The organism is Arthrobacter sp. D3-18 (assembly GCF_054408525.1).
In genome coordinates, this window is the sequence record NZ_CP096440.1 from 1,155,893 (window position 1) to 1,170,852 (window position 14,960).

Below are 14,960 nucleotides of genomic sequence, written 5' to 3' on the forward strand. Positions count from 1 at the left end.
TACGCTCGGCGCAGCAGCCTGAAGAGGCTGTAGGTCCATGCCTTCAGGGCCCGGAGTCAACGATTCCCATTTCAGTGACTGAAACGCCTTCACTAGCGGGGCGGCCCCGAGACGCGCGACGTCATCTGCAGAGGTTGCTACCTCGCTAGCAGCCTGAAGATTAGGCCCGAGCCCAGGGACCACAGACGCTACCTTCCACACAGGGTCGTTGGCAGCGTCGCGGGCCGCTCCAGTGTGCTGGACCAACGACTGAACTGTTGCGGCCGCACCAGTGGCGTCGTTGGCAGCCATTTGCGCCTTTAGAGTCGGAAGGAGATCTGTCGCGGCCTCCAGTTCGGACTTCACAGTAGCTGCCTTTGATATCGTCCATGCTGCCGATCCGACCAGGACGATAGAAAGAGCGAGTGTCCAAAGGCCTGCAATTAGGATTCGCCGACGATTACGGCGCTTGGATCTGCTGTGAGTTCCCGTTTTTCGGCTATTTGGACCGGATGCGGCTGTTTCTCCAGTGCCCACTGCCTATGGCCTTCCTAGCCCGCGATACTGCCAGCCGGCAGAACGCCATTTCCCCGAATCCAGAACGTTGCGACCGTCCAGAATACGAGGGGAGGACACAGTGTCTCTCAGGAGATGTGGATCTAGGTCGCGGTATTCCTGCCACTCCGTGAGAAGCAAGACCGCGTCTGCTTTATCAACGGCCGAATCAACGTTTTCTACATACTGAAGTTCAGGAAACCGTCTGGATGCGTTGGGTAGTGCTTTGGGATCCGTCACGGTTACCACCGCTCCCTGCAACTGCAGTTGCGCAGCGATGCTTAGTGCGGGGGAGTCGCGTACGTCGTCGCTTTCAGGCTTGAAGGCAGCCCCCAAGACGGCAATACGCATGCCGAGGAGGCTACCACCGCATAGTTCCCGGGTTAGCTCAACGACCCGGGTGCGACGGCGCATGTTGATGGCATCTACTTCGCGGAGGAATGTCAGAGCCTGGTCGGCACCCAGCTCGCCAGCACGGGCCATAAACGCGCGGATGTCTTTAGGCAGGCAGCCACCTCCGAACCCGATGCCTGCATTGAGGAACTTCCTACCGATTCTGTCGTCCATTCCGATGGCATCGGCCAAGCGTGTCACGTCGGCCCCTGCGGCTTCACAAAGCTCAGCCATAGCGTTGATGAATGAAATTTTAGTAGCGAGGAAGGAATTTGCGGCTGTCTTCACTAGCTCTGCCGTGGGCAGGTCAGTCACGAGGCGCGGTGTTCCACTTGACAGGGGAGCTGCGTAGACCTCGTCAAGGACCGCGACGGCCACGTGATCCTCAGAGCCACCCTCCACGCCATAGACGAATCGATCAGGATGAAGTGTGTCAGATACAGCATGTCCTTCGCGCAAGAACTCTGGATTCCAAACCAAGTGAGCCAATGGCTGTTGTTCAGCTACCAAGTCTGCTAGCCGTGCAGCTGTACCCACGGGAACGGTCGACTTTCCGACGATTATGTCGCCCGGATCCAAATAGGGAAGGAGACTCAGTGTTGCAGCGTCAACATAGGTCAGGTCGGCGCCGTTTTCTCCCTTTTTTTGCGGTGTGCCAACGCAGATAAAATGCACCTCGCTGTCCGCCGCGGCCGCCATGTCTGTCGTGAAGGAGAGTCTTCCCGTCTCTTGGACATCCTGGAGTAAAGACTCGAGCCCGGGTTCATAAAATGGGGCCGTCGCAGCCGAAAGATCGGCGATCTTGCGCTCGTCCACATCAATTCCAACGACTTCATGACCGAGTTTGGCCATGCAGGCGGCATGGACGGCGCCGAGGTAGCCGCAACCTATGACTGAGATACGCATGAAAGAGCCTTCCGATTACCTACACACTTAGGGCGACAGCTTGCCGGCCAGTTGAATTTGATTAGACCGCACCGCTGCTTGTGAAAACGGCCTTGAAAGTCTTGAAGAGAATCAGAACGTCGCCCATCAATGACCAGTTTTCGACGTAGTAGAGGTCAAGCCTGATGCTCTCCTCCCAGGTCAGATTTGAGCGGCCGCTGACCTGCCAAAGCCCGCTCATTCCCGGGCTGACGTAAAGTCGCCTGTGCGCCGCATCGTCATATAGGGCAACTTCTCCATGCCGCTGCGGGCGGGGACCAACCAGGCTCATGCTTCCGCCGAGAACATTCAGCAATTGCGGCAACTCATCGAGGGAGTACTTGCGCAAAACTCGGCCGATCGGAGTGATACGGGGGTCGTTCTCGACTTTGAAGAGGGGCGTGTCCGCCGTACCTTGAGCGTCAAGTAGGGCTTTCAATTCAGCATCGGCATTCGGCTTCATGGAACGGAACTTGAACATATCGAACGTTGTTCCGCGAAGACCAATCCGTTCTTGACGGTAGAAAATAGGACCTGGGCCGCTGAGCCGGACCAGTAAAGCAATGGCCAGAAGCAGAGGAGAGAGTACGAGCAAGAGTGATCCGGCGATCGCAATGTCGAATGTACGCTTTGCTACCCTTTTTCCACCCGTGAGTTTTGGGGTCGACACGTGAATTAGTGGTAGACCGGCGACTGGCTGCGTGTGGATACGAGGACCAGCCACGTCCGTCAGAGCGGGGGCCAAGATCATTCCGATGTCGCGAGCAGATAATTCCCAGCCTAGACGCCTCAAATCCTTGGGGTGAATATTGACGCCGGCGGAGATGGCGACCGCATCAACCTCAGCTTCAAGAATTGCCGTAAGTATCGCGTTGAAGTCGCTACCCACGCCTGTTAAGGGCACGCTTAGGCGTGATGCTGGATCCGAATCATACGAGGCCCCTGGGACATGAGCGGCAACGGGGAGGTACCCAGCATGAGGTGCGCCAAGCAGCGAACGAATGAGGTGCTGGGCAGAATGGGGTCCGCCGATTATCAACACGCGAGACATGCTCTTGCCCCGCTGTCGGTCAAGACTTAGGTGCTGACGAACCAGCCATCTTGCGGCAAGAAGGGTAATCGCGCCTGCCGGGAAAGCCAGGCCGACATAGCCCCTTGCCGTATCTATCTTGAGTGCATAGGAAAAAATGGCAACGAAACCGAACAACCAAGCCGAGGCTGCTATTACACGTTTGTACTCCTCGCTTCCAGAACCGAGGATTTTTGCTTCACGACTTCCCCAAATCTCCAGCATCAGCCACCATGCCACAGCCAAGACAGCTGAAAGAACAATGTAGTCAGTGTCTCTGACGTCTTGGGCACTGAGATCGCTGAAGCCAAAGCGGACGCCAAAAGCGCCAACCACAGCCCACGCGATGACCGCTGCGTCAACGAATCTGAGGCGCCTCGCATATCTACGGCGCCACTGAGGCAGTAGCCCCGTGGCCTGCTGGACAGACATAGTCTCTGACTTGGTCACGCCATCCCCCCATTCAAAAGCCGTTACTTAGTTTCTAACGTGACCGATGTTGCTTCTGTACCAGTCCACGGTCGAACGGATACCAGACACCAGATCAATACTGGCCGTCCAGCCTGACGCAGTCAGTTTGGATACATCGAGCAGTTTGCGTGGAGTGCCGTCCGGCTTCGATTTATCCCAATCAATGGCGCCCGTGTAGCCGACGGCTTCAGCCACAATTGTCGCCAGTTCCGTGATTGTGACGTCCTGCCCGGTTCCTACGTTGACCTGCTCAGGACCGTCATAGTTTTCCAGCAGGTGCAAGCAAGCTGAAGCCATGTCGTCGACATGCAGGAACTCTCTGCGCGGAGAGCCCGAGCCCCAGTTAGTGACTACGGGGGTTCCGGATGCCGCGGCTTCGTCGTAGCGGCGGATCAACGCCGGGAGGACATGCGACCCTGTGGGAGAGAAGTTGTCTCCGGGTCCATACAAATTGGTCGGCATGGCGGAAATCCACGGTAGACCATACTGGCGCCTGATGGCTTGCACGTGCATGATCCCTGCAATTTTGGCTATTGCGTACGCATCGTTTGTGGCTTCCAGATGGCCAGTGAGGAGAGATTCCTCGCGGATCGGCTGCTCGGCGAATTTGGGGTAGATGCACGAGGAACCCAGGAAGAGTAGCCGTTCGGTACCGTGTTCGCGGGCGGCATCCAATACGTTTACCTGGATGCGGAGGTTGTCGCTAAGAAAGTCGACGGGGTATGTACTGTTTGCCAGAATCCCACCAACCTTAGCGGCCGCCAGTACCACATACCGAGGTTTGTTGCTTGCGAAGAACGCAAAAACCGCGTCCCGATCCTTTAGATCAAGCTCTGACGATCCTCGGCCAATAAGGTTTGTAAATCCCTCAGACTCAAGTTTGCGCCAGATTGCCGACCCCACCAGGCCATTGTGCCCGGCGACATAGAACAGAGCCTCGCGGTCCAGAGGACTGGGCTGAAACTCGTTGGAAACAGTCATTAGTGCTTCCAACTCTCAAGATCGACGGAATCGATCCAGTGATTCCCTGCATGCTTGAGAGCCTCAATATCGGCGTCGACCATGATGCGAGCGAGTTCAGGTGTCTGGACTGTTGCCTTCCAACCCAACTTCTCGTGAGCCTTGGAGGCGTCGCCCACCAGAGCATCAACCTCGGTCGGTCGGAGATACCGCTCGTCGAACCGTACGTGCTTCTCCCAATCCAATCCTGCGTGCTCAAAGGCGATCTGAAGGAAGTCCTTAACGGTGTAGTTCCCGCCAGTCGCGAGCACGAAGTCTTCGGGTTCATCTGCCTGAAGCATTCGCCACATGCCTTCGACGTACTCCGCCGCATATCCCCAATCTCGTACGGCGTCAAGATTGCCCATGTAGAGCAGATCCTGACGCCCAGCCTTGATGGCAGCTACGGCACGCGTGATCTTGCGCGTTACGAAAGTCTCGCCACGGCGAGGCGACTCGTGATTGAACAGGATACCGTTGACGGCAAACATCCCATACGCCTCGCGGTAGTTTTTGGTAACCCAGTAGCTATAAACCTTGGCTGCCCCGTAGGGGGAGCGAGGATAGAAGGGAGTGTCCTCATTTTGCGGGGGTGGGGTCGCGCCGAACATTTCAGATGACGAGGCCTGGTAGAACTTGGTTTCGATTCCGGACATCCGAACAGCTTCCAGGAGCCGAATGGACCCGATGCCAGTTGTGTCACCGGTGTGCTCAGGCTCATCAAATGAAACGCGTACATGAGACTGTGCCGCAAGGTTGTAGACCTCGTCAGGACGGATTTCGGCCATCAGAGTCACGAGCCGAGCACCGTCACTAAGATCGCCATAATGCAGAAACAGCTTGGCAGAGGGATCGTGAGGATCAACGTAAAGGTGATCTATGCGAGCAGTGTTGAATGTTGATGCTCGACGAATGAGCCCGTGAACCTCATAGCCCTTTGCGAGAAGAAGTTCCGCGAGGTAGGAGCCATCCTGCCCTGTGATACCCGTAATGAACGCGCGTTTTGTCATTTTTTCCCCATGGTACGTAAGTGATGAATCGCGAGCCCAGCGGCTGCGCGTCGATGCCAGGCTTATATCGCAGTTATCATATGCCGTGGCGTGTGTGACTCGGAAATTTTGAAGGTCATGATGCGAGGGTTACTCGTTGTTGCGAAAGAGCGCCCGTATAGTCTAGGAATCCAATTAACTGACCCAATGAGGATCTGAAACTGCGTAGGATTCCCCAGCGCAGATCCTCAGCGTTGGCTGCCCCAACAGTTCTATGCATTTCGTTCTTGCCGGGCCACACGCTTGTATGCCACACGGATACTGGGGATAACTTGGATGACCAACATGGATGCAGCCATCGCAAGATACGGTGCGGCAGCGCCGAGGTGGGGCACGCTGAACACAATTAGCGTCACGGTGCTGGCGGCAACGAGAATGACACACGCCGCTTGGAACCACAACCCCCTTGTGTCGCTTAGCAGCATGGCACTGGGCTGGTGAACGGCCTGAATGAGTAGATAAGACACGGCACCCACGACGAGGAGGGTTGGGGGCGAAACTTGGCCGTCGGAGAGGATCGTCGCGGCTATTGGAGCGAGACAAAATAGGACTATTGCGAAACTTAGCCCAATAAAAGCAAAGATCACTAAGTGGTGCTTGAAGGCACTTCTTGTGAGGCTGTTCGCGTGCAGATCCTTCCGGTATCTCGCCCATAGATTCTGGCCAACGACACCTGTGATTGCCAGAAGCGGACCTAAGAATTGGGCCACCAACGAGTACTCAGCCACGTTCTGTGGCGTCCCGAAATGGGATAAAAGTACCCTGTGGCTTTGAAAGCCGATGGTCATTCCGACGGAGACAATGAGGAAGGGTGCCGCGGTACGCCAGAGTGAAGACCCTCGCACATCTGGCGAGAACAAGGATGCAAACGGAAGACTTAGTCGCAGCCCATACCGTCGTCGAGCGACCCAGTATCCTAATGCCGCCGTCGCAAGGTAGGCCGTTCCTGGGCCCCAGAAATAAGCGGACGCTGGTGCTCCTAGGATCATGAGCGGTATGTAAATGCACACCTGAACTATGGGCCCAACCATCCCAATGCGGACTACATCGATCATCCGTCCGAGGCCCTGAAGGACACGGCCACCCATTCCAAGCGGGATGGCAAACGCAATACACGCGAAAGTGTAAGCAGTTGCTTCCGGTATCCCGGGGGTATCAGCGAGGTTTCCAAGAAGGCCGTCGAACGAGAAGGCGTAGTACGCCAGGGCAGTTAGGCCGATTACCAGCAGCATAAGGATGACCATGAAGTCTCGCGCTTTTGAGACCGTCCGTCGATACTGTCCGCGTGTTAGCCGCGCAGCCGAGCGATCGGACGTGGCATTTACAATGCTGGCTCCAAGACCAAGATCAGCAAAGGGGAGGAGATTGACCAGCGACGCTACGATGGCAAAAGCCGCGTACGCCGAAGAGCCATGCTGACGTGACAACACGGCTATAGCCAGGACGTTGGCCCCAAAGCCGGCAATCAGTGCAATCAGACGGTAGAGGGCCACGCCGCCGAGATCGATCTCCCTTGCCCGTGCTAACAGAGCTGTCATATACAGTCCCTACTGCCTAATCGGGGCAGGACGCCGAAGGCGCTTCCAGAGCTTCCCCGGCAACAGCTTTGGGGAGGCCGCAACAGAACGAAGGATCCAGAGTGCAGCGCTGGTCTTCTGATTATTTGCCCATGCTGACCTAGCGGCTCTGGTGTAGGCCGCACCTTTGATTTCCGCCATTGTCATGAGCTTCGCGCTTGATCCGGTGGCGGTGGCGTAGTGCGTTCTAATTGCCTCTTTATCCGTGATGGCTGCTATCGGCGCGTGACTGGATTTGCCTGCATAGAGGCGGTATCTCGTTGATGGCTCATCGTGCATTCCAACTTGCCCCACCATGGAGAGGCGGATTATCAGTTCGTAATCTTCGGCATAGCGTGTTTCCAGAGGTGGAATGGAAAGGCTAACTGAACTGTCGAAAGCTGACCGTCGCATAACGGCAGCAGCCGGTGGCCATGGTCCGAAACCGGTGGTGATCAGGTCCTCTGCGGACACGGTCCGGTAGTGACGCTTGAGCAGCTGTTCGCGGCCGTTGGGATCGACTCCGATTACCCGTCCGCCTACGACACAGAGCTCAGGGTTTGACTGCAGCATTCGGAGTGATTCGGTTACGCCGGCAGGTATGAGTTCGTCGTCTGCATCTAGCAGGGCAATGAACTCTGTTGTACTGTGGCTGATTCCGGTGCGGCGGGCCTGGGATGCACCGGCGTTGGATTGCGCAATCACCTCAGCCCCTGCGTCTCGGGCGACGGATGCTGTCGCATCTGTGGACCCGTCGTCAACAACCAGGATTCGGCATCCTTGTATCGAGCGGCAGCTGTCGATTGCTCGACGAACCGTGTCCTGGGAGTTGTATGCAGGTATCACTACGGTGACTTCATTCACGGCGTTCACGCTGCGTTTCCGGTTAATTGCTTGGGTTCAGCCCGACGGAGGGGTCTCCGCAACAGGCGTTCAAGCATTGTGAAGCCAGCAAAGAATACGGACAAGGCGCTGTCGAGTCGGCTCGATCGGGTGACGCGGACATTCGCGACACGTCTAGCACGAATCATGTCCTTATAGTGAGCCCATGCATTTCTGGTGGAACCAGCTCCGAGCGCGTCGAAGTCGCACAGTACTTCAGCCCAGACCTCGGGCAAGGAGCGTATGGAGCACTCCATCATGAACAATTGATCAGCGGTCAGACCAAATTTAGTATCGTAGCCTCCGATCTCCCAGAAGAGCTTGCGCGAGAAAACCGTTGCCTGATGGGGGATAATACGTCCGCCAATTAGAAAACGTGCATGTTCAAAGGGGACTTGCCCCCCAACGCCGATAGAAGCGGATTCTCGAACAATATTACTAAGTCCGTAGCCCCATTCGAATTCATCCTCAATGAACTTAGCGGCGACAAATGAGGCGGATTCTGAAGAGTGAAAAATATCAGAAGAATGTAGGAACCAGAGTAGAGAACCGGTGGCCATATTTGCGCCCTTGTTCATTGCATCGTAGCGACCGTCATCTTTTTCACTTACCCACTTAATAGAACCATCTAGGCTGGCAAGATACTCAGAAGTACCATCGGTTGACCCGCCATCAATGACAATATGTTCGATTTCAGGCCAGGACTGGCCCTTCACGCTGGCAATTGTCTTCTTCAGGCCTTCGATATCGTTAAATGCGATAGTAATAACGCTAATTCTCATTGAGGTTCCTTTCCTGCCATTGGCCGTGCCCGCTGCTGATGCGCTCCTATGGCTGAGTCATATGCGCTCTCCAAGATTCGGCGGGCATCCTCCACGGAGTGTTTTCGAGCGACCGCCTCGGTCATTTCAGTTACGAGGCGCTTGTGGCTCGGATCTGAGAAGAAAGTACTGATGCTCTCGGCTATGCGGTGCGCGGGCTCCGCAACTGTGAAGTAGCCCAGGGAGCTCATAGTGGGGATAGCGCGTGCAATGACAGGTGTGCCAAGGGTGGCGGCCTCAATCGCAGAGATCGGGGCAGCTTCCCACGCCCCGGTATGAACGTAAAGGTGAGAGGCCGCTACTTTACGGCGAGCTTGCTCGGGACTTACCCATCCGCTAACCCTGACTCCGGCCTCAAGCAGTTGCTTCTTCATTTCGGGGTCCCCGTCACCCACCCAAAGGAAGTCAACTTCAGGCCCTACTAACTCGGCAACTTCCGCGAACAGAATGGGATCTTTTTGCCATCCGATTCGCCCCACCATGGTTACGCTGGGGCGTTCGTCTTTCGTAACCTCAGCGTTCATTTTGGGAATCACGTTGGGCACAAAGTGAACCGGCATGCGGGAGTTGAGCAGGGAACCCAGTTCAGCCTCGTGTGGACTGACAGCAACTAAGGTCTGTGCACGCACGGCCAAGACCTTTTCCGCGAGCCTTAGTGACATCTGCCAAACTCGTGACTTGTCGCGGCGCTCGAACGCATAGCAGTGTGGAGAGTAAATTAGGGGGCTCGTTGTAGGCGCCAGTAGACGTGCCAAGCCAGCGAAACTTGAGTGTATATGAACGACGTCCGGGCGTTCACTCTTCACTAGGGCACGAACCGCTAGCAAATAATTAATCAAAGAGCCGCTGTATTCAATAACGCGCGTGTTGGCACCAAACTCACCCGCAGATTCACCTTGTCGTGGCCGCCCGAAAACTATGTGGTTGTCCGACGACAGTAGGTGAGTGTATTTGGATATAGCATTTTGAACACCGCCACCCATGGCCTCTGTGACGTGTAGGACTTTCATGAAGTCTCCGGGGAGGTGGTGATTGGCCGCGGGGATCCGTTTACAACGGAAGAAATGACGTCGAGCAGATCATTCTCCATTAGACGGATCTCAGATTTTTTCGTCTCGATGAGACTCCAAAATGCATCTGGATCTGCAAGTATTCGCTTCATCAGCGCTTCTACTTGGGGCAGCGTCGCATCACGCGCGTTGAGTACAAAGTCATCCAAACCGATGTCTTCATACGCGCCCCACCCTTTTCGTTCATAGCTGAGGTGGATTGCAGGGAAGCCAGCGATCAAAGATGACAATGCGCCGTGGAGCCGGGTGCTAACCACGATGCGCGGCGATTCGTCGGCCAAGACTTCGGCCATGGGTCGGGGAGTGCCGGCGCCTAGGCGCTGAGTTAGGGGAAGATCGTCGTTTCCGCCTCCCGTGGATTGAAGGGCCCACTCGAATCGCTCGGATTTGCTGGCGTCATCGAGAAGGTCGTAGTACCCGCGAGGTGTCGGAAGTTCACGTGCGACAAGAACTGGGTCGTCTGCCAGCTGGGTGGAGACCACTGCGTCCCTGGGTTGACGAGCAAGTTCAAGGACGGCTAAGTCTGGCATTCTCGAAACGGACGCAACGCTTGAGAACTCCGACAGGGACCTGTCATCCCTGACGCAGACGGTCCGGATCTTTGCCAATTGACGCGCTACTGCACGCTTGTAAATTCCGCTAAAAGGCCCAATGCTCTGCGAAAGGTAGATAGCTTTGTGGCCATAGCGGGCAGCCAACTTTAGCTGGCCGTAGTGCGCGCCCCAGCTCTTGATGGCTGGGCCGATGCTACCGCCCCGAAGGTATCCTCCGCCGACTGCTACGATAAGATCCGCTTGTTCTGCCAGGTCTCTGATTTCGCTCGAGGGGCCAAGGAAGCCCGTTGCCAACATTGATGCACGACGGGGAATGTGTGCGGATTTGCTCAGCAAACGATCACGCCACTGGATGTACTCGTCACCGTCAAAAGCGCTTGCCTCTGAAGCAATTACGCGGAAGTCCGCGCTGCCCAACGCGCGCAGTACTGTAGCTTTTGCTAGCTCGACCAGTAGGCCATCACCGGAGTTCTTGGGGCTATAAGCGTGTAGCAAAAGGACTCGTGGTGAGCTAGCTTCCCAGGTAGTCAACAATTGAACTCCTCGTGTTCAGGTTCTGTGATGATTCCAGCGCGTCGTCAAAAGCCTTTACCCGAACGTCAGGTTGTGTTGCGAGCGTGGAGATGATTTTTTCGAACTCAAGCGCATCGCCAAACAGCCACATAGGGCCATTCTTTTCGAGGTCTTGGAATGCCTCGATGCGGCTTCCGATTGTCGCTCGTCCACGCGCGCGGGCTTCCCAAACGACCAACGGATTTAGTTCCCAGCGACTCGGCATAATCACTGCATCGGACCAGTCTAAATGGGATGTCACATCGTCTACGTGGGAAAGGACTTCGAAGGTATGGATGGGATTGAGATTTTTGTGCAGGTCCGTGACGCGCTGCTTTTCTTCGCCATCGCCAAGGCATCGGATATGAACCGGTACATTCACTTTTCCTAAAAGCTCCGGAAGGCGGTCAAGCCCCTTCTGCTTCGAGATTCTGCCTGCAAATACAAGTCGCACTGCTTCAAGGGTGCCGGTCCGAGGCGAAACTGGGGGCTTAGTCGCCAGTTTTATGATGTTGTGTTCGACCTTGACGTTCCGCGAATCCCCGAATCCAAATTCAATCAGTTCGTGCACGGCACGGTTGGAAGGTGCCGTGATCAGTCCGGCGCGCCGAACACCGCGCTTCACTAACACGTCTTCAACCTTGCCCTGCGTCCCGGATGAGTCTGTGGAGGGCAGTTGATGGAAACTCGCTGCGAGGCGTTTACCTGCAAAGGCTCGGGACGGAAGCAGGCCAAGCACGAGATGGCTGCCGCGCATGAGTGAATATATGCTGCTGCTGTCGCGGACGTACCCGCGTATCTGGAGCGCAGCTTTCAGTACTCCCAGCGGATTTCTTGGGAGGCCCAGTTCGACCGTTCTTGCGACCAGTTTCTTAACTGAATCGTGATTGCGGTTTCCTGAAAACAGGATTAGCAACGTCGAGTCTTGGGCCGGAAGCTGACCAAGAATTCCCTCCAAGGCACCTTGAGCACCCCCGCCTTCCAGCCAAGGCACTACGATAAGCGTTCGTACCTCTTTGGGCTGTTGTTTTTGTGCGCTAGGCATGATGGAGTCGCTTTCGTTTCACGTAGTCCCATGGACTAGCCACGCATGAACCTTGTTCGTTCTTGATGTTTTGCCCATGCCACGCGTAGGGCGGATCCGCAGTTAGCTGACGCTGGAACGCTTCGACTCTTGATCTGCGGCTATTGAGCCTTGGGGGCTACTAAGGTCGGAGTTGATGAGCGCTGATGGGAACACTTTGGAGCCTCGCATCGGAGCGGTCTCATCCATCGGGCGGTGGCTTTCGTAGTTCGTGTAGGAGTAGGCGTAAGCATCCGGCCCCTTGGTGGGAAGTCGATTGAGTACGACCCCGAGAATGTTCGCCTCCACGAGTTGCAAAGCAGCTAGCGACTTTGAAAGGTCCTGGGACCTCGTTTTCTGCGCTCCAACCACTACTACTACGCCTCCGGCGTGTTGAGACAAAACTGCCGCATCAGTTACTGGCAGCAACGGCGGCGCATCGATTATCAGCGTATCGAAGACGCTTTCTAGCCGCTCAATGAGGACTTTCATGTCATCGGAGCCCAGCAGTTCACTCGGGTTGGGAGGTATCTGTCCCGAGGCGAGTACGTAGAGGTCGTTTGCACCCCAGGGCTGAAGTAGGTCATTGACATCGGCTGAGCCCACCAATGCTGTTGTTAAGCCAGCGCTTCTCTCTAGGCCGAGATATTCGGCAACCATGGGTCGTCGGAGGTCGGCGTCGATCAGGCACACGCTTTGTCCAGCCTCAGCCAGGGCGATCGCAAGGTTGATTGCGGTCGTGCTCTTTCCCTCGCCGGGAAGGCTGGATGTAACGACGAAACTCTTGGCGTGACCGGAAACGTTCGCGAACTGCAGGTTTGTTCGCAGTTGACGGAAGGACTCCGCCCGAGGGCTTTGAAATGCTGCTTGCGTGAGTAGAGGTTTCTTTTCGGCATCGGCTTCGAATGCAATTCCGCCGAGCAGGGGCTCATCGCAAACCGCCCGAAGGTCGACCTCGCTTTTGATTCTCGTGTCGAGAAGAGACCGAAGAGCGGCAATGCCCAAACCGGAGACCAACCCGGCCAAGAGACCAACGGCAAGATTCAGTTTGGTATTGGGGCCGGAAGGCGAGGTCGGTGCAACTGCAGGCGAGATGACGGAAAGGCTGATCGGGGAAGTTCCTCCAGCCTTCGGTCGTTCAAGGGTGTCGACGGCATTGACAAGACTTGAGGAAATTGCTTGGGCAATGGCCGCAGCCTGAACCGGCGAGGAGTCTGATACTTCGATGTTGATCAGTACGGTGTTGAGATCAGAGGATGTCTTTACCCGCTGGCTGAGTTCCTTGGGAGTGATATCCAAGCCCAGCGTATCAATGACCGGCTGCAAGACTACCGGCGTTGCAACTGTCTTTACGTACGACTGAACACGAGCCTGACTGAAGGTGTTTCCTTGCTGCAGTTCCTGAACGGATCCGGAACTCTGGATGGCAACGAACAATTGAGTTTCGGCTGTGTAGGTTGGCTTCGCTGCTATGGAAACTCCGCCACCCACGGCTAGTCCCGCTAGCGACATGGCAACAACTAATATCCAGTTTCGGCGAAGGATTCTAAGATAGTCGCGAAGATCCAAACCATGGCCCCCTATTTCGCATTTATGAAAACCTGCCGTGAGGCATGTCCCCAGCACGGCATTTCCTGCGGTCCTCATGATTCTACCCGTTGAGGAGCTGGCCTAGCGTTCTCCTGTCGAGGATCACTTTCTGTTACGTACAGAACCGTCACTAGCCGAATAATGACTTTATCTCACACTTTCGTGACTGGCATCACACGAATGTGTCTTGAGTTCCACTAGCTACCCATCCGGAGACTGCCGTGGGATCAGTGCTACGGTGCCGCCTCCAGGGCCTCGGGCAGCTCGGCGTTGTTCCGCATCGCCAGCATGCGATGTGGCGGGTGTTCCTCCGATCCGCCCGTCGGGAAAGGCCAAAGCAGGCTTCCGCGGTTCAGAACACCCCAGAACTCCCCAGGCCACTTAGCACTCAGGCCGCACCCACACATCCAAGAGCCCACCCGTTTCCACCACGTACCGCCACACCCAAGCCGCGGGTGAAAGTTGCGGCTCGGTGCCCACCATGTGCACGTCGGCCGCGACGCATTGCTGCATCAGGGTGCCGGCTCGCTGCACGTGATAGTCGGACGTCACCACAGTCACTGACTTCCACCCTCGCTCCGCTGAAAGATCGCGGAGTCGGGCTGCCTCGCCCCTGGTGTTGAGCGAATCCGGACGGAAGCAGTCCAGGTGAGTGACGCCGTCGTGCTCTTCACAAAACTCGTCCGAACCGGCGTTGGCCGGCAAACCAGTGGTGACAACCACCAAATCTTGGATCGCTAATTGATCCCGCAACGCGAGCCCCACCGGGAGTCGTTCGTTGCTCATGCCGCCCAGGACCACAATGGCGTCGGTTCGCTGGGGAGTGGCGTGGGACGGGTTATGAAAGAGCTGGAAAGCAGCAATGAGCCAGAGGACACCCGATAGGACGCAGGCCACCAGAGTCCAGGCGAGCTTTCTTTTGAACGTCACCGGGTATCTACGTCCTCGAACACCAGGAAGGTTTGGGTGTCCAGGATGCCGTCCATGGATTGCAGTTGATCGAAGATGACACGGCGGAGATGGATGTTGTCGGTGGCGCGGACCAGGAGGATGACGTCGAAGTCGCCGCCCACCAAAGCGATGTGATGAATCTCCGGGATGGCCCGCAGCTGTTCCTTCAGCTCGCGCCACGAGTGCTGCTGAACCTTCAACGTCACATAAGCCGAAGACCGCAGGCCCGCTTTGATGGGATCCACCAGCGCCGTGAACTTGGTCAGCACGCCCTCGCCCGTGAGCCGGGCGATCCGGGTGTAGGCGTGGGCGCGGCTGATGTGGACGTTCTCCGCCACCTGCGTGATGGACATGCGCCCATCGGTGGTCAGCTCGCGGATGATGTCCCGGTCCACACTGTCCAGCGGTACGGCGGTCTGCTCCGCCTCGGCCTCGCTCAATGGCTCTCCAATTCGTCTACAGCACGGGCACGTTACCCAGCT

At 56.3% G+C, this 14,960-nt stretch carries 13 protein-coding genes; all 13 read right to left on the bottom strand.

The window, feature by feature from the left end:
* Positions 1-519: 519 nt before the first annotated feature.
* The 13 genes from M1D89_RS07470 to M1D89_RS07530 all read right to left on the bottom strand — a co-directional run bounded on the left by M1D89_RS07470 (position 520) and on the right by M1D89_RS07530 (position 14,918).
* On the bottom strand, positions 520-1,833 hold the full coding sequence (locus M1D89_RS07470; protein ID WP_498649445.1) for a UDP-glucose dehydrogenase family protein: 1,314 nt from the start codon (positions 1,831-1,833) through the stop codon (positions 520-522).
* Between the two features lie 61 nt (positions 1,834-1,894).
* Positions 1,895-3,352, bottom strand: coding sequence for a sugar transferase (locus tag M1D89_RS07475; RefSeq protein ID WP_498649446.1), 1,458 nt, complete (start codon positions 3,350-3,352; stop codon positions 1,895-1,897).
* A 45-nt stretch (positions 3,353-3,397) separates the two neighbouring features.
* Entirely contained in the window at positions 3,398-4,372 is a 975-nt protein-coding gene (locus tag M1D89_RS07480) for a GDP-L-fucose synthase family protein (protein WP_498649448.1), read from the bottom strand.
* Positions 4,372-5,400 carry a GDP-mannose 4,6-dehydratase gene (gmd, locus tag M1D89_RS07485; protein WP_498649451.1) on the bottom strand — a complete coding sequence of 343 codons (1,029 nt, stop codon included), beginning with the start codon at positions 5,398-5,400 and terminating at the stop codon, positions 4,372-4,374. Before gmd ends, M1D89_RS07480 begins: the two co-directional genes overlap by 1 nt.
* Before the next feature lie 251 nt (positions 5,401-5,651).
* Positions 5,652-6,977, bottom strand: a complete 1,326-nt coding sequence (locus M1D89_RS07490) for a lipopolysaccharide biosynthesis protein (RefSeq protein ID WP_498649453.1) — start codon at positions 6,975-6,977, stop codon at positions 5,652-5,654.
* Positions 6,978-6,986: 9 nt separating this feature from the next.
* Positions 6,987-7,859, bottom strand: coding sequence for a glycosyltransferase family 2 protein (locus M1D89_RS07495; protein WP_498649455.1), 873 nt, complete (start codon positions 7,857-7,859; stop codon positions 6,987-6,989).
* Between the two features lie 5 nt (positions 7,860-7,864).
* Positions 7,865-8,659: a glycosyltransferase family 2 protein gene (locus tag M1D89_RS07500; RefSeq protein ID WP_498649457.1), complete on the bottom strand. Its 795-nt coding sequence runs from the start codon at positions 8,657-8,659 to the stop codon at positions 7,865-7,867.
* A complete protein-coding gene (locus tag M1D89_RS07505) occupies positions 8,656-9,708 on the bottom strand; it encodes a glycosyltransferase (protein ID WP_498649459.1) in 1,053 nt (350 codons plus the stop codon). The genes M1D89_RS07500 and M1D89_RS07505 overlap by 4 nt, the downstream gene beginning before the upstream one ends.
* The gene (locus M1D89_RS07510; protein WP_498649461.1) at positions 9,705-10,853 is read right to left on the bottom strand and encodes a polysaccharide pyruvyl transferase family protein; all 1,149 of its coding nucleotides are present in this window, start codon (positions 10,851-10,853) and stop codon (positions 9,705-9,707) included. The genes M1D89_RS07505 and M1D89_RS07510 overlap by 4 nt, the downstream gene beginning before the upstream one ends.
* On the bottom strand, positions 10,834-11,919 hold the full coding sequence (locus M1D89_RS07515; protein ID WP_498649463.1) for a glycosyltransferase family 4 protein: 1,086 nt from the start codon (positions 11,917-11,919) through the stop codon (positions 10,834-10,836). Before M1D89_RS07515 ends, M1D89_RS07510 begins: the two co-directional genes overlap by 20 nt.
* Positions 11,920-12,021: 102 nt before the next feature.
* Complete coding sequence (locus M1D89_RS07520; protein ID WP_498650916.1) at positions 12,022-13,563, bottom strand: tyrosine-protein kinase domain-containing protein; 1,542 nt, start codon at positions 13,561-13,563, stop codon at positions 12,022-12,024.
* A 345-nt stretch (positions 13,564-13,908) separates the two neighbouring features.
* Positions 13,909-14,457 carry a YdcF family protein gene (locus M1D89_RS07525; RefSeq protein WP_498649465.1) on the bottom strand — a complete coding sequence of 183 codons (549 nt, stop codon included), beginning with the start codon at positions 14,455-14,457 and terminating at the stop codon, positions 13,909-13,911.
* Positions 14,454-14,918 (bottom strand): Lrp/AsnC family transcriptional regulator, encoded by a 465-nt coding sequence (locus tag M1D89_RS07530; protein ID WP_014922530.1) that lies wholly within the window; start codon positions 14,916-14,918, stop codon positions 14,454-14,456. Before M1D89_RS07530 ends, M1D89_RS07525 begins: the two co-directional genes overlap by 4 nt.
* Positions 14,919-14,960: the final 42 nt, after the last annotated feature.

Bases quoted from the DNA above. Each gene is read 5' to 3' on its own strand.
- M1D89_RS07470 (WP_498649445.1), bottom strand. From the start codon at position 1,833: ATGCGTATCTCAGTCATAGGTTGCGGCTACCTCGGCGCCGTCCATGCC.
- M1D89_RS07475 (WP_498649446.1), bottom strand. From the start codon at position 3,352: ATGTCTGTCCAGCAGGCCACGGGGCTACTGCCTCAGTGGCGCCGTAGA.
- M1D89_RS07480 (WP_498649448.1), bottom strand. From the start codon at position 4,372: ATGACTGTTTCCAACGAGTTTCAGCCCAGTCCTCTGGACCGCGAGGCT.
- gmd (WP_498649451.1), bottom strand. From the start codon at position 5,400: ATGACAAAACGCGCGTTCATTACGGGTATCACAGGGCAGGATGGCTCC.
- M1D89_RS07490 (WP_498649453.1), bottom strand. From the start codon at position 6,977: ATGACAGCTCTGTTAGCACGGGCAAGGGAGATCGATCTCGGCGGCGTG.
- M1D89_RS07500 (WP_498649457.1), bottom strand. From the start codon at position 8,659: ATGAGAATTAGCGTTATTACTATCGCATTTAACGATATCGAAGGCCTG.
- M1D89_RS07505 (WP_498649459.1), bottom strand. From the start codon at position 9,708: ATGAAAGTCCTACACGTCACAGAGGCCATGGGTGGCGGTGTTCAAAAT.
- M1D89_RS07515 (WP_498649463.1), bottom strand. From the start codon at position 11,919: ATGCCTAGCGCACAAAAACAACAGCCCAAAGAGGTACGAACGCTTATC.